General features: G+C 27.4%; 14 protein-coding genes. 2 read left to right on the forward strand and 12 right to left on the reverse strand.

The window, feature by feature from the left end; all coding sequences use genetic code 11:
• Window positions 1-38: 38 nt before the first annotated feature.
• The gene (locus KYD98_RS06385) at window positions 39-1,250 is read right to left on the reverse strand and encodes a DUF6398 domain-containing protein (RefSeq protein ID WP_219778774.1); all 1,212 of its coding nucleotides are present in this window, start codon (window positions 1,248-1,250) and stop codon (window positions 39-41) included.
• A 450-nt stretch (window positions 1,251-1,700) separates the two neighbouring features.
• Between KYD98_RS06385 and KYD98_RS06390 the strand changes: the two genes are divergently transcribed.
• The gene (locus tag KYD98_RS06390; protein ID WP_308462443.1) at window positions 1,701-2,693 is read left to right on the forward strand and encodes an amidase domain-containing protein; all 993 of its coding nucleotides are present in this window, start codon (window positions 1,701-1,703) and stop codon (window positions 2,691-2,693) included.
• 274 nt (window positions 2,694-2,967) lie between these two features.
• Here the strand turns inward: KYD98_RS06390 and purB are convergent, their stop codons facing one another.
• Window positions 2,968-4,398: an adenylosuccinate lyase gene (purB, locus tag KYD98_RS06395; RefSeq protein WP_219778776.1), complete on the reverse strand. Its 1,431-nt coding sequence runs from the start codon at window positions 4,396-4,398 to the stop codon at window positions 2,968-2,970.
• A 163-nt stretch (window positions 4,399-4,561) separates the two neighbouring features.
• On the opposite strand from purB, the gene KYD98_RS06400 reads away from it, so the two are divergent.
• Window positions 4,562-4,786 carry a DUF378 domain-containing protein gene (locus tag KYD98_RS06400; RefSeq protein WP_219778777.1) on the forward strand — a complete coding sequence of 75 codons (225 nt, stop codon included), beginning with the start codon at window positions 4,562-4,564 and terminating at the stop codon, window positions 4,784-4,786.
• A 91-nt stretch (window positions 4,787-4,877) separates the two neighbouring features.
• On the opposite strand, the gene KYD98_RS06405 is transcribed toward KYD98_RS06400, so the two are convergent.
• The 10 genes from KYD98_RS06405 to KYD98_RS06450 form a co-directional block, all read right to left on the reverse strand.
• Window positions 4,878-5,138 carry an HPr family phosphocarrier protein gene (locus tag KYD98_RS06405; RefSeq protein WP_219778778.1) on the reverse strand — a complete coding sequence of 87 codons (261 nt, stop codon included), beginning with the start codon at window positions 5,136-5,138 and terminating at the stop codon, window positions 4,878-4,880.
• A gap of 120 nt (window positions 5,139-5,258) precedes the next feature.
• On the reverse strand, window positions 5,259-5,519 hold the full coding sequence (locus tag KYD98_RS06410; RefSeq protein WP_003369307.1) for a stage V sporulation protein S: 261 nt from the start codon (window positions 5,517-5,519) through the stop codon (window positions 5,259-5,261).
• A 195-nt stretch (window positions 5,520-5,714) separates the two neighbouring features.
• The gene (gene rny, locus KYD98_RS06415) at window positions 5,715-7,256 is read right to left on the reverse strand and encodes a ribonuclease Y (protein WP_219778779.1); all 1,542 of its coding nucleotides are present in this window, start codon (window positions 7,254-7,256) and stop codon (window positions 5,715-5,717) included.
• 487 nt (window positions 7,257-7,743) lie between these two features.
• Window positions 7,744-8,829 (reverse strand): recombinase RecA, encoded by a 1,086-nt coding sequence (recA, locus tag KYD98_RS06420; protein WP_219778780.1) that lies wholly within the window; start codon window positions 8,827-8,829, stop codon window positions 7,744-7,746.
• A gap of 152 nt (window positions 8,830-8,981) precedes the next feature.
• Window positions 8,982-9,572: a CDP-diacylglycerol--glycerol-3-phosphate 3-phosphatidyltransferase gene (gene pgsA / locus KYD98_RS06425; protein ID WP_219778781.1), complete on the reverse strand. Its 591-nt coding sequence runs from the start codon at window positions 9,570-9,572 to the stop codon at window positions 8,982-8,984.
• Complete coding sequence (gene rimO / locus KYD98_RS06430; RefSeq protein WP_219778782.1) at window positions 9,556-10,896, reverse strand: 30S ribosomal protein S12 methylthiotransferase RimO; 1,341 nt, start codon at window positions 10,894-10,896, stop codon at window positions 9,556-9,558. The genes pgsA and rimO overlap by 17 nt, the downstream gene beginning before the upstream one ends.
• 110 nt (window positions 10,897-11,006) lie before the next feature.
• Entirely contained in the window at window positions 11,007-13,361 is a 2,355-nt protein-coding gene (locus KYD98_RS06435) for a DNA translocase FtsK (protein WP_219778783.1), read from the reverse strand.
• Window positions 13,362-13,473: 112 nt separating this feature from the next.
• Window positions 13,474-14,172: a ClpP family protease gene (locus tag KYD98_RS06440; RefSeq protein ID WP_219778784.1), complete on the reverse strand. Its 699-nt coding sequence runs from the start codon at window positions 14,170-14,172 to the stop codon at window positions 13,474-13,476.
• A gap of 144 nt (window positions 14,173-14,316) precedes the next feature.
• A complete protein-coding gene (gene dapG / locus KYD98_RS06445; protein WP_219778785.1) occupies window positions 14,317-15,516 on the reverse strand; it encodes an aspartate kinase in 1,200 nt (399 codons plus the stop codon).
• A gap of 184 nt (window positions 15,517-15,700) precedes the next feature.
• Window positions 15,701-15,982, reverse strand: a complete 282-nt coding sequence (locus tag KYD98_RS06450; protein ID WP_219778786.1) for a YlmC/YmxH family sporulation protein — start codon at window positions 15,980-15,982, stop codon at window positions 15,701-15,703.
• Window positions 15,983-16,167 lie beyond the last annotated feature (185 nt).

Raw genomic sequence — 16,167 nt, forward strand, 5'->3', positions numbered from 1 at the left:
CTTTTTTTCATTTATGTAAAGATTATTCTAAAATTTACTTAATTATTCATTTCTATTTTAAAATTTATATTCATTTCTTTTACCCAATTAATAATTTCAACTGAATTATTCCATGCTTCTAAACTATATTTAATATAATGCATAGCTTCAGCTTCACTACCAAATTTTGATATATTAGGTAATACTTTCGGAAGTTTCTTTTGTTTTATAATATATGGTATTACAAATGAATTTTTCTTATATGCTTTTCTTAACATATCTTCTGCTTCCTTAATATTTCCTGTCTTATATAGTAATAATGCATTACTATATACAACTGCTGCTAAATAATCATTCTTATAAGTTTTAAAAAGTTTTTCTGCATAATCATATTTCTTTTCAATTAATAGCCAACTAGATAAAATTCCTCTAACCATTAAATTATCTTTTTCATTATATTCTAAAAGCTCAAAAGCATTTTTGATTGCCTCATCTCTTTCTCCCATTTTCCATAATTTAATAGCTAAAGTATATTTAGCTCCCAAAAATGGTTGAGCCTCTTTTCTTTTAAAAATTTCTTTTGAAGCATTTTTAAAATCATCTATTCCTAAAATATTTTTTCCTGCATTAACAGCTTTCTCTAATAATTTTTTTTGTTCATTTTCACTTAAATTATTATTTTTTGATAATATTATATAAGCATCTGAACAATTTTCACAAATGCTTAAAGCTTCCTTTGCAAGTTTTACTTTTTTGTTGTAATTCTTTTCCATCCAAGCTCTTCTCATTATCTTTTGAGCTACTATAAATTCTTCACTAATTTCAAATGTTTCTTCTGACTTATCAGCTTCATGTTTTTCTATAACTTTACATTCTTCTTTTACTACTGAAACTTCTACACTTTTATCAGAGTGTATCATCCAAATTTCATTTTCTTTTGACATCTTCAGTAAAGTTCTCACTTCTTTTGACTTTGTAGAACCCGTGCTACTACTAACTCCAAATTCTTTATATAAGTCAAGTGCTTTAATATATGGCTCTTCTTTAACATCAAATAGATTATTTATTGTTCCAACAGCATGTACAATTCCCGCTGCCCATGAAGAACCCTTTCCTTTTTTTAATATATCTTCATGATTTAAGCATAAATCTTGTAAAGCTTTTATACAAATATTTTCGTATTCTTGATTAAGATGTTCTTTAGAAAATTTATTTATCTTTTCTACAATTTCTTCATACTTGCCAACCATTGAGTTAGGTAAATTTTGCATTCTTCTGATAACTCCTTTTTAAGAATCTCTAATAAATTTAATTTTTATACTTAATAATTCAAAAAATATATAATTAAATTTATATACTTAAGTTTTTCAATCTTATTATATTATATAGTTTAATTACACTATAGTGCAAGTGCAACAAACTACTGTAAAATTAATTATAATTTATTTCTATTTATCTAAATGATTAAGGTTAATAATTTAGATAAAATGTAATCCTCTTGAAATTATATCATATTATATAAAATTATACACGTTAATACATGTTATCAATTTATTTTTATTTTTTATACATCCTATAAATATATTAACTTAATTGAAGCATATATTTTAATTAGTCTATCCAAATGCTAATTATATCACAATAAAATACTAACTTAAAATATAAAATAAAAACAATTGTTCTATTAAGTACCAAAACACAAATATAATTTTTAATAGGTGGTGATATATTTGTTGTTTGTAACTTTGCATAAATTTTATCATATATTATCTACTCCATATGATAAATTTAACTTACTTTCAAAGAAAAATTTTAATATAACAGATTCTATTTTTGATGATCTATACTTAAAAAAATTTTTTAATCATCTTTGGATATCAAAATTAAATTCTAATATTAGTAAAATTAAATCCAAATACAATTATAAGATACTAGAAAAAAATTTTGATTTAATAAAAATAAAGTTTAACTACACTTACTCTTTCTCTTTTGATAATTTTCCAAAAGGTATTAAATCATTTTCTATTGATGAATATCTTATTATATTAAAAAAAGTTAATAAAAACTATAACATAATTTTTATTGTTAATAAAGAAGATGAACCTCACTTATACGAAAATGTATTTAAGCAAAATCTTATTCAAATTGATAGTTTAATTAAATCTGATAGAACAAACATTTGGAATTCAAAAATTAAAGTATTAGATAGATTATATAAAAAATTTTTAAAAACAATTACTTTTTATAGAACTCCTTATTATGAAAATAAAAAATTTAACTATAATCCGTTAATGACATGTGAATATGCTGAAAAATTTGCTTTAGTTCCTAATGATAAATATAAATTATTTGAAGATTCTGGTGGTGATTGTACTAATTTTGTTTCTCAAGCAATAAACTTTGGAGGTATTGAAACTACAAAAATTTGGAAACCTTACACTAATTCTTGGGTTAGAGTTGAAGAACTTTATTCTTATTTAATATATAATAAAATAGGTTTTGAAATTACTGAAAAATCTCCTATGACTAAAGGATCTATAATTCAATTTTACAATCCTAAAATAGGCAGATTCTCACATTCTGGAATAATTACACATACACTTTCAACTGGTGATTATCTATATTGTTGCCACAGCTATAACAAACTAAATTATCCTCTAAGTTTAAGTTATCCTGTAATATATCCTAAAATAAGAAATATAGATATATTTTAATATAACACCATGTTTTATTAAATTGATGTTCATATTGTAGTATAAGCAGAATTTTTATCATCAGATAAGGCTTGTCTTTAGCTAATTGTTAGAAGTCGTTATGCATGAGATTTTAGTTGTTATGAAATTACAGATACTAGCTATCGAAGAAAGCTTCATAGACAGAGGATTAATGTCACTACTAACTCTATATAACTAAAAAATAAGACATCTTAGATTATTTTATAAACTAAGATGTCTTATTAATATATAGGTGATAATTGAGTTAATAGATTTAAACTGTTATTTCACTTTTTATTTTTAACGCGTCTTCATTATTTTTTATAATAGGATCTATATACTCATTTATAAATTCAACTACTTGACTTGGTGATCTACCTATAAACTTTTTAGGATCTATAATTCCTAAAATTTCATCTTTAGTTAAGCCAAAAGAATCATCATTTATTATTCTTTCAATCAAATCATTATCTAAGCCTTCACCTTTTACTCTTTGTGCTGCTGCCATTGAATGCACTCTAATTCTTTCATGTAATTCTTGTCTATCTTTGCCTCTCTTTACTGCTTCCATCATTATGTTTTCAGTAGCCATAAATGGTAGTTCTCTTAATACATGTGAAGCAATTACCTTATCATACACTACCATATTTTCAGCAATATTTATGTAAAGATTTAAAACACCATCTAATGCTAAGAAACCTTCTGCAACTGATAATCTTTTATTTGCTGAATCATCTAATGTTCTTTCAAACCATTGAGTTCCAGCGGTAATAGCTGGATTTAATGAATCTACTATTACATATCTAGCTAATGCACTTATTCTTTCACTTCTCATAGGATTTCTCTTATATGCCATAGCTGATGATCCAATTTGATTTTTTTCAAAAGGTTCTTCCATTTCCTTCATACTTTGAAGTAATCTTAAATCATTACTAAATTTATATGCACTTTGAGCTATTTCAGATAAAGTGTTTAAAACTATTGAATCTAGTTTTCTTGGATATGTTTGTCCTGTAACTCCAAAACTCTTATCAAACCCCATTTTCTTTGCTACCATTTCATCAAGCACTTTAACCTTTTTTTCATCTCCATCAAAAAGTTCCATAAAACTAGCTTGAGTTCCAGTAGTACCTTTAACCCCTCTTAGCTTTAATGTCGACAATACAAAATCTATGTTTTCTATATCCATAACTAAATCTTGCATCCAAAGTGTTGCTCTTTTACCAACTGTAGTTAATTGAGCTGGTTGATAATGAGTAAAACCTAATGTTGGTAAATCTTTATATTCAATCGCAAATTTCTTTAAGTGATTTAATACTGTTACTATCTTATTTTTTGTTAGTAACAATGCGTCTTTCATTATTATTATGTCAGTATTATCCCCAACATAACATGAAGTTGCGCCAAGATGTATTATTCCCTTTGCAGTTGGACATTGAAGACCATATGCATATACATGGCTCATTACATCATGTCTTACTTCTTTTTCTTTTTTTGTAGCTTCTTCATAATTTATATCATTAATATGACTTTTTAGCTCTTTTATTTGTTCATCTGTTATATTTAAACCCAATTCTTTTTCACATTCAGCAAGAGCTACCCATAATTTTCTCCATGTTGTAAATTTCATATCATCTGAAAAAATGAAACTCATTTCCTTAGATGCATATCTTGAATTTAATGGTGTGCTATATAAATTTCTCATTTAAAACCTCCACACGAATATATTTTTTAGTTTTTGTTTCAACATTCGTATTATAACATATTTTTGCACTTTTTATAGTGTTTTCTTAAAACTTTTGTTTTATATTAATATTTTAATCATATATATAAATATAATATTTTATATGTATAGGAGTGGTTAGCAAATGTGCAAATTAAATCTATTTGATAAAATTTCGTTTATTTTGGTTATTATAGGTGCATTTAACTGGGGACTTATAGGTTTACTAAATGTTAATTTAGTAAATATAGTTTCTTTAGGTTTCCCTTTAATTCAAAGAATTATTTATGTAATCATATTTCTATCATCTTTAAATTTAATTTCTTTAATATTTAGATGCAACTTAATTGAGGCACATTCAAAAAAATAATATTTCTTTATACTCATCTATTATTTTATTCTTATACCTAATAATGCACATAAAACAAAAAAAGCCCCACAACATAGGGCTTTTTTTATAATTAGTCTTCTAAAGATTGTACTAAGTTAACTAGTTCTTCAACAGCTAAAGCTTCGTCATCTCCAGATGCTGTTATTTTAATTGTTGCTTCTTTAGTAACAGCTAAAGATAAAACTCCGATTAAGCTCTTAACGTTTGCTTTCTTACCATTGTATTCAATACTAACGTCTGACTTAAAGCCTGAAGCTTTTTTTACTAATAATGTTGCTGGTCTAGCATGAAGACCTGAACCATTTTTTACTACTACTTCTTTTGATACCATTATATCCACCTCTTTACAAAAAATTAATAAATATAGCATTCAACTATTTTAGTATATACTGTTTTATCAGTAATTTCAACTTAAAAATAATTGATATGCTTTATCTAATCAAACATTAAGTTATCTAGGTTGCACTATTAATTTTATAGCCGTTCTTTCTTCTCCATCTATTTGTATGTCAGTAAAAGCTGGCACACAAATAATATCTTTTCCACTTGGTGCTACAAATCCTCTTGCAATTGCAATAGCTTTAACTGCTTGATTTATCGCTCCTGCTCCTACAGCTTGAATTTCTGCAATATTCTTCTCTTTTATTATGGCTGCTAACGCTCCTGCTACCGAGTTTGGATTTGATTTTGTTGATACTTTTAATACTTCCATTTTTATTATTCCTCCTAGCGTCATTATACTAATCGTTTACATTTATATATATTCTATACATAGCTTTAAATTCCTTTTATTTTTTACAATTAATATGAAATATACTAATTTTATTTCTTAACTTTTAAACAAAATTATAATCTCTTAAAAATATAAAATGCGTTTTGCAATATTACAAAACGCATTTTATATTTTTTATTTAGCAAAATCTATTGTTCTAGTTTCTCTTATAACATTAATTTTAATTTGTCCTGGATATTCAAGTTGTTCTTCTACGCTTTTCACTAAATTTCTCGCTAATTCAGCAGTACCAGCATCGTCAACTTTATCTGGTTTAACCATAATTCTAATTTCTCTTCCAGCTTGAATGGCATATGACTTTTCTACACCCTCATAAGAATTTGCGATTTCTTCTAATTTTTCCAATCTCTTAATGTATGCTTCTAATGTTTCTCTTCTAGCACCTGGTCTAGCTGCTGATATAGCATCTGCTGCTTGAACCAATACTGCCTCTAAAGATTGCATTTCCACATCTGAGTGATGGGCTGCTATCGCATTTACTACTAATGGTAACTCATGATATTTCTTGGCAAGATCTCCCCCTATTAGTGCATGAGGACCTTCTTGTTCTTGATCAACTGCTTTACCTATATCATGTAGTAATCCTGCTCTTTTAGCTAGAGTAACATCTAGACCTAATTCTGAAGCCATTAAACCAGCTAAGTAAGAAACTTCTATGGAATGTTTTAAGACATTTTGACCATAACTAGTTCTATACTTTAATCTACCAAGAAGTCTTACAAGTTCAGGATGTAATCCATGTACTCCAGTTTCAAGGGTCGCTTGTTCCCCTTCTTCTTTTATATCATTTTCTACATCTTTAGTTGCTCTTTCAACCATCTCTTCGATTCTTGCTGGATGTATTCTACCATCCACTATTAACTTTTCAAGTGCCATTCTTGCAACTTCTCTTCTTATCGGATCAAAGCTGGAAAGAATAACTGCCTCTGGGGTATCATCTATTATAAGATCTACTCCTGTTAATGTTTCTAGAGTTCTAATGTTTCTTCCTTCTCTACCTATTATTCTACCCTTCATTTCATCATTTGGTAGCGCAACAACATGCACAGTAGTTTCAGACACATGATCAGCGGCACATCTTTGAATTGCAGTAGTAATTATTTCTCTAGACCTTTTATCTGCTTCTTCCTTTGCCTTACTTTCAACTTCTTTTATCATTATTGCAGCATCATGTGAAATCTCTCTCTTAATTTCATCTAAAAGAATTTTACGAGCTTCTTCACCAGAAAGAGATGAAATTCTTTCCAGTTCTTCTCTTCTTTCATTATAAAGTTCCTGTACTTTTGCTTCTACTTGATCTATCTCAAGCATTCTTTCATTGATTGTTTCTTCCCTTTTTTCTAGAACATCACTTTTTTTATCTAGTGATTCTTCTTTTTGAATTACTCTTCTTTCAAGCCTTTGAATCTCATTTCTTCTTTCACGAGACTCTTTTTCAAAATCATTTCTTAACTTATGAACCTCTTCTTTAGCTTCAAGGATAGTCTCCTTTTGTAGAGCCTCTGCATCCCTCTTGGCTTTATCTAAAACATCTTGTGCTTCTTTTTCAAGAGATTCAACTTTGTTTTTTGACACGTTTTGAATCATTTTATAAAGTACTATTCCTAATACTAATAATATAAATATATCTATTATTATCATAATAAAAATTTCCATATTAACACCTCCTAGCTTGTTAAGCTATCTATTTAAGTAAACAAGAAATCGTAGTAGGTGTCATATTCTTCTCACTGTATTGGGAATATGATAAACCAGTATTCCTTTTTATTCTATATTAAAAATAAAATTATGTCAAGCTCGCTATGATATTGTTATCATGCCCACATTTACTAGCTTATACTATTTCTTTCTAATGATTTCTATTCTAAAAATTACCTATAAACCCTAATATAATTTCTCAATATGTTTTACCTAAATGCTATATATTTTACATAATTAATACCTTGATTTTTCTTATTAAAAAATCTTAAATGTACCGACAAACCCATTATATTTATTAAATTTAAAATTATTATTATAAAAATTCTATTAACTAAATATATTTTTATTTCATATATAATTTCTCCACACATTTAACTTTTTATAACCAAATATAAAAATTAAAAGCAAAAGAAATCTCAAATCTTTCTTTTGCCTTTAATTTTTACTTATTACTTTCTTTTTCTACTTCAGCACTTTTCTCTTTTCCAGAATCAGACTTTTTTGGTTTTTCATTAGATTGTGGTTGCATTAATGGCAATTCATGTTTTGATCTAATTTGATTTTCTATATCTAATGCAATTTCAGGATTTTCTTTTAAATATAATTTTGCATTTTCTCTACCTTGCCCTAATCTTACATCTCCATAAGAGAACCAAGCTCCACTTTTTTGTACAATTTCTTCTTTTACCCCAACATCTATAATGTTACCTTCTCTTGAAATCCCTTCATTATACATGATATCAAATTCTGCTTGTTTAAATGGAGGTGCTACTTTATTCTTAGTAATTTTAATTCTAGTTCTATTTCCTACTATTCCATCACCTTGTTTTATAGAATCAATTCTTCTTACATCAAGTCTTACTGAAGCATAGAATTTTAATGCTCTACCACCAGTTGTTGTTTCTGGAGATCCAAACATTACTCCCACTTTTTCTCTTAATTGATTTATGAATATCGCAACACAATTTGTTTTACTAACAGTACCAGCAAGTTTTCTTAAAGCTTGTGACATTAATCTTGCCTGAAGTCCTATATGAGAATCACCCATTTCCCCTTCGATTTCTGCTTTTGGTACTAATGCTGCAACTGAATCAACTATTATAACATCTATAGCTCCTGAACGAACTAATGCTTCTGCAATTTCTAATCCTTGTTCTCCTGTATCTGGTTGAGAAACAATAAGATTTTCTGTATCTACTCCTAAATTTCTTGCATAAGATGGATCTAAAGCATGTTCTGCATCTATAAATCCTACTGCTCCACCTTTCTTTTGAGCTTCTGCTGCTATATGAAGGGCTATAGTAGTCTTACCAGAACTTTCTGGTCCATAAATTTCTATTATTCTTCCTTTAGGTACTCCACCAATTCCTAATGATATATCTAAATCTAAACATCCAGTAGAAATAGCATCAACATTTAAAACATTATGTTCTCCTAATTTCATTACTGAACCTTTACCAAATTGCTTTTCTATTTGTCCCATTGCACTTTCAATTGCTTTTAATTTATTAATATCTATATTAGCCATATTACTACCTTCCTCTCATCGAACTTATGTTCTGTATAATAATTATAATTTAACTATTCTTATTAGTCAACACTCTTTAAGAAAAATTCCCTCTTTAAACTTTAAAGAAGGAATTCATTTTAATTATATCCATATTTTGTTATTTCTAAACTCTATTTATTTATAGCAATTGCTTCTTTATTATTTTTAAAATACTCATATCCGGATATTATAGTAATTACAACTGCAGCTATTAGCATTACACCTGGAACATGGTTAAAAAACTTTTCCCCAAATTCACTACTAATTAATAAATCACTTAAATATTTAGAATCGCCTATGTTTACCTTTAATAACAACAATACTATTGCAACTATTTGTATCACCGTCTTTATTTTTCCCCACCAACTTGCTGCAATTACTTTTCCTTCAGCAGCTGCTATTGTTCTAAGACCTGATACAGCAAATTCACGTGCAATTATAATAATTGCTGCCCAACTAGGTACAATTTGCATTTCAACTAAGCAAATTAATGCTGCTGTTACTAATAATTTATCAGCTAGTGGATCCATAAACTTTCCAAAGTTAGTTACTTGATTTCTACTTCTCGCAATATACCCATCAAGTTTATCTGTTAAAGCAGCTAAAATAAATATAAATGTAGCAATAAAACTCCCATATGGTATCCCTTTAACTGCTATAAAGATTAAAAAAACTGGAACTAAAAATATTCTAATTAAGGTTAACTTATTTGCAAGGTTCATCTTCAACAACTCCTATTAAATCATAATCCATATTTTTAATTATTTTCACTTTGACAAATTCGCCTACATTTATAGGCTTAGAAGATTCAAAAAAGACATTTCCATCTATCTCTGGTGCCATCTCAAAATTCCTTCCCTTATAATACTCTCCATTATATTCCTCCACTAGAATATCATACACTCTGCCAATTTTCAATTCATTTATATTATTAGATATTTTTTCTTGAATGGTCATTAATTTTTCTTCTCTTTCAGCTTTAATATCTTCTAATATTTGACCATCCATTCTTGCAGCAGGAGTATTTTCTTCTCTTGAATATTTAAAGACACCGACTTTATCAAGCTTGTATTCTTCTAAAAATTCTATAATTTCATTAAAATCTTCATTTGTTTCTTGTGGAAATCCAACAATAAAGGTTGTTCTAACTATCATATCTGATATATTTTCCCTAAGTTGATTTATTTTATTTATTATATCATTTTTAGTAGTTCTTCTACCCATAAGCTTTAAAACATGATCACTTATGTGTTGTATAGGTAAATCTAAGTATTTAACTACTTTTTTATTATTAGCTATTTCCTCTATTAATTCATCGTATATTTCTTCTGGATAGCAATAAAGTACTCTAATCCATTTGATTTCTTCTATCTTTGCTAATTCTTTTAATAATAGATGTAAACTCTTTTTACCATAAATATCACTACCATATCTTGTCGTATCTTGAGCTATTAATATTATTTCCTTAACACCACTTGCTACTAAATCCTTAGCTTCATTTATGATATTTTCCATTTTTCTGCTTCTAAATTTTCCTCTTATTTTAGGAATAATACAATACGTACAGAAATTATTACATCCTTCTGCTATTCTTATATAAGCACTTTCTTTTTGAGTCGTAAGAATTCTATTCCCTTCATTTATATTTTCATCAGAATAGTTTAAAAATGCCTCTGCTAATTTATTTCCTTCAATAAATTCTGTTATAATTTCATTTATTTTATTATAATCATTTACTCCTAACATTATGTCTATTTCTGGAATAAGATTTTTTAATTCTTCTCCATATCTTTGTGTTAAACATCCTGTAGCTATAAGAAGATTACATTTATAATTGTTCTTATATTCAGCCATTTCTAAAATAGTATCTATAGATTCTTGTTTAGCACTTTCTATAAAACCACATGTATTTACTATAATAACATCAGCCTCTTTAGCATTATTTGTTATTTCATAGTCATTATTCATTTTTCCAAGGATGATTTCAGAATCAACTCTATTCTTGTCACATCCCAAACTTACCAATCCTACTTTATATTTAGTCAAGTCATTGCCCTCCTGCATTTTAATGTTTTTAATTATATCAAATTAATTATAGTACTTACAACTAAAATAGTTAATTAAAACTATAATTATTATCTAAATTAATCTTACTACTAATCTTCTTGATTATCTAATAAATCTTCTTTAGTAATTAATATCTTTCTTGGTCTACTTCCATCTTTTTCTGAGATAATTCCTCTTTCCTCTAACTGATCCATAATTCTAGAAGCCCTATTAAATCCTATTCTGAGTTTCCTTTGAAGAAAAGAAGTTGATGCCTGTTCATATTCAACTACTGCATTTATAGCCTCTTGAAGTAATTCATCTACTTCTTCTCCTTCTACTACAGTTCCTTGAGATTCACTATTAATATGTTCAATTATATCCTCTTCATAAGAATTATCCCCTTGTTTCATTTTTATAAACGATATTACTTGTTCTACTTCTTCTTCTGATATAAAGCATCCTTGTATTCTAAGTGGTTTATTTTCTCCTACAGGACAATATAGCATATCTCCCTTACCAAGAAGTTTTTCAGCCCCTGAGCTATCTAAAATTGTTCTAGAATCTATTTGAGAAGAAACGGCAAATGATATTCTAGATGGTATATTAGCCTTAATTACACCTGTAATTACATCTACAGAAGGTCTTTGAGTTGCTATAACTAAATGCATTCCTGCTGCTCTTGCCATCTGAGCTAATCTTCCTATATAATCTTCCACATCATTTGGACATACCATCATCAAATCTGCAAGTTCGTCTACTATAATAACTATATAAGGGAGTTTTTCTTGAATTATTCCTTTATTAAATAATTCATTATAAGATTCCATATTTCTGACTCCTTTATCAGCAAAAAGTTGATATCTTTTTTCCATTTCCCTTACTGCCCAATTAAGGGCAGCTGCAGCTTTTTTAGGCTCTGTAACAACTGGAATTAATAAATGTGGTATACCATTATATACATTAAGTTCAACAACCTTAGGATCAACCATTAAAAGTTTTACCTCTTCAGGTGTATATTTATATAATAGACTTATTATAAGAGAATTTATACATACACTTTTACCTGAACCAGTTGCCCCTGCAATTAATGTGTGTGGCATTTTACTTAAATCTCCGACAACACACTTCCCTGAAATATCCTTACCAAGCGCAAACGCTAACTTTTTATTTGATTTTAAGAATTCTTCTGATTCTAATACTTCTCTCAAAAACACTGGTACTTGATGTGAGTTAGGAACTTCTATTCCAATAGCTGCTTTTCCAGGTATAGGTGCCTCTATTCTAATACCAGATGCTGCCAGTCCTAAAGCTATATCATCTGATAAGTTAACTATTTTACTAACCTTAACCCCTGGACTTGGTTGTAGTTCAAATCTTGTTACCGAAGGTCCTTTCGTAACTTGTATAACCTTAGCTTCAACTCCAAAATTTGATAATATTTCTTCAAGTTTTTCTGCATTATCCAGTAATCCTTTTTTATCAGAATTCTTAAGCTTTGTATTATTTACCTTTAAAAGTTCTAAACCTGGATGCAAATAAGGTATCTCTTCTCTTTCTTTAGAAATTGTTTCTTCAATTTCATTACTTACTACTTCTTTCTCTAAATTACCCAATTTCTCTTTTTTATTATGTTGTGCATGCTTTACTTCCTTAAAAAAATCTTCAGTTTCAATATCAGAGGATAGTTCAAGATTTCTATCTTCTTTTACATCATCATTTATAGAATCATTTTTCATAAAATCTAATATCTTTATTTTTTTATTTACACCTGATAAAAATTCTTCTTTTTCTTTATCCTCTAATACAGGTGTCTCTGTTTTATCAACAATATTTATAAAATTACTTTCTGGAGACTTTAAACTCTTTTTAGTATTAGATTTCAAACTTCTTTCATTTCGTAGTTTTTCAGTTTTACTTTTAGCTTCTAATCCTAAGTCATATAAATTCACATCAAAAATCAATATAACTGAAATAACTGAAAAAGTGAAAAATAATATATATGAACCTATTCCTCCTATAAATTTATATAATGGATAACATAAAAAATATGATATTAATCCTCCATGTAAACTTCCTTTATTATCAATAATAAATTTAAGATTCTTCCCAAAATCATTAGGGTCGTCCATTGTTTGAATATTTATAATTCCACAAGTTAAAATTACTATGATTACTAAAATTGATATTCCAATAAATTTTTTACTGAATTTTAGATTCCCCCTTGTTTTAATATATTGAAATCCAAAATACATTAAATATACAGGTATCGTATAAGAACCTATCCCTATTAATAAATAAGAAAGGTTTTGTGCTAAAGAAGATAATAGTCCCGCAAAAGAAGTATATATAGCTATAGTAAGTATTAAACCTGATGCTATATATGTTATGCCTAAAATGTCATTCTTTATAGAATTTTCTTTTTTCTTACTTTTAGTGCTTCTTTTAGCTGCTGTCTTACCCAAAATTAATCACCTCGCTTTATTATTTCTACACTAAATAAAATTTCTCCTTTAATAAGATACCATTAAAAGCAAAAATCAGCTATAGTTTTTCTATAGCTGATTAAATAATTTATCAATTTTGAGTTAATTCTTTAAGTTTAGTTAAAGCTTCTTTTATTCCTCCAACTTCATCAATCAAACCACAATCAACTGCTTGCTTTCCAATTAATATTGTTCCAACATCATTTAATAATTCATTTGTTTGTAACATGAATTCTTCTAATTTATCTTCTTTTATGTGTGATGTTCTTACAATAAACTCATTTATTCTTTCTTGCATTTTTTTAAAATACTCAAAAGTCTGAGCAACCCCTATTATAAAACCATTCATTCTAACTGGATGAACTATCATGGTTGCAGATGGAGTTATAAATGAATAATCTGCAGATGTTGCAAGTGGGACTCCAATAGAATGTCCTCCTCCTGTTACTATTGAAACAGTTGGTTTTGACATACTTTTTATCATTTCTGCTATTGCAAGTCCGGCTTCCACATCACCACCTACTGTATTTAATACTATCAATATACCTTTTACATTTTCATTTTGTTCTAACTCTATTAATTGAGGTATTATATGTTCATATCTTGTAGCTTTTGTTTGTGGTGGTAAAACCATATGACCTTCTATTTGTCCTATTATTGATAAAACTTGTATGTTTTTATTTGGAGTAACAACTGCCGTATTTCCAAGCTCTTTTATAGACTCAATCTTATCTTCAGCTTCTGAATTTTTATTCTTTTCAGTATTTTCACCATTAAATATATTATTCATAAAAACATTCCTCCCATACAATTATTCTGTACGAAAGGAATTGTTTTATACTATAGATTTTAATTAATATATAACTTTAAATAATGTTTGTTGATTAATAATTTAATATTTATACATAATCAGAAAAATAACAAATCATCTTCCTTAAGCTAAATTAAATGTCTTATGTAAAACATTTATTGCTTCTTTTACATTTTTTTCATGAATTAAACACCAAATTGTCATATTTGAATCAGCTGTTTGTAAAACTTCTATATTATTGCTAATAAGTGCTTTTATTATTTTAGCCATAACTCCTGGTCTACCATTCATTCTTGAACCAATAACAGCTATAGTGCTACAATCTTCTACTAAATTATATTTTAATTTAAAGCTCTCTAAAATATTTTCTAAAACATGCTTAACTTTAGCACTTATAGTAAATACTTGTCTATCTGGGAATATATTTATTAAATCCAAACTAATTTTGTTGGCTGCTAGCAAATCTAATACATCTTGATATTTAAAGTTTCCTTCATTTTCTGATAATTTGATTAAAACCTGTATTCTATCTTTTTGATGAGTAATACCTGTTATAATTCTCTCATTTTCTTTATCTCCAAGATTATTAATTAATGTTCCTTTTGAATTACTCATAGTATTCTTAATTAATAATGGTATATTAGCCTTCATTGCAATTTCTACTGCCTTTGGATGTATAACACTAGCTCCTTGGTCAGCTAATTGAAATACTTCATTATAACTTATTATATCAATCAATGTAGCATCTTCAACTAATCTCGGATCAGCAGTCATAATTCCATCCACATCAGTATAAATTTCTATACTTTCTGCTTGCAATGCAGCTCCTAAAATAGATGCAGAAGTATCACTTCCCCCTCTACCAAGAGTAGTGAAATATCCTTCTTGTGTCATGCCTTGGAATCCTGTAACTACTGGAACTCTTCCTTGAGAAACTAAATCTATAATTTTCTTAGGATTTACATCTATGCATTTAGCATCTGTATAATTACTATTAGTTGTAACACCTGCTTGACCACCTGTTAGTGGTACTGCATCTATTCCTGAATTATACATATCATTACTCATTATAACTGAACTAATAAACTCACCACAACACATAAGTAAATCTTGTGCTAATTTATTAGAATTTTTAAATTTATCATCAACTAATGATAATAATGTATCTGTAGCATATGGTTCTCCTTTTCTTCCCATTGCAGATACTACAACCACTGGATTATATCCTTCTTTAATTGCTTGTTTTACTTTTTCAATTACTTTTTGTCTTCTCTCTGGTGTAGAAACTGATGTCCCTCCAAATTTTTGAATAACTATTTTCACTTATAATTGTTTATCAAAATTTTATAAATTTAAGTTATACTTTAAAAATTAATTAATACTTTTTATAATTAAATTTTAAAACATAACTTTGAACTTATTCATTTTAATAAACACCCTCCCTTCATTATTACAAAATCCAACTACTAAATAATATACCATGTTTATTATTATTCTTAAATAAAAATTATAGTTTTACTTTTTTAACAACTTCATCATCAGCATCAATTATTATTGTTTTAGATCCTATCTTTTTTACACAATCCCATGGTATTTCTAAGAATTCTTTACTACTAAACATGTTAAACTTGCTTGTATTTAAATTAATAATCAAAAATTTGAAATTTCCATCATCATCTATTATTAAATCATTATTTAATAAATAATCATATTTTTCTCCATCATTTATGTTTATTAACTCATATCTTTCTATATCACTTAAGTACTTAATATTACTTTCTTCACCCATAATAACTACCTCCTTTATTACTTATAAAATAATATGATAAAAAAAGGTAGTTTATTACAGTATGATTTTAAGCACTTTCAAAAAATAACAAACTAATATGCTCGTCTATTTTGCATCAGCAAATTTAGCTAATAGTTTTCTATTAACTGAACTTGCTCCCTTATCTGACTAGAATATACAATATT

The organism is Clostridium weizhouense (genome assembly GCF_019431045.1).
GTDB classification, from domain to species: Bacteria; Bacillota; Clostridia; order Clostridiales; family Clostridiaceae; genus Clostridium; species Clostridium weizhouense.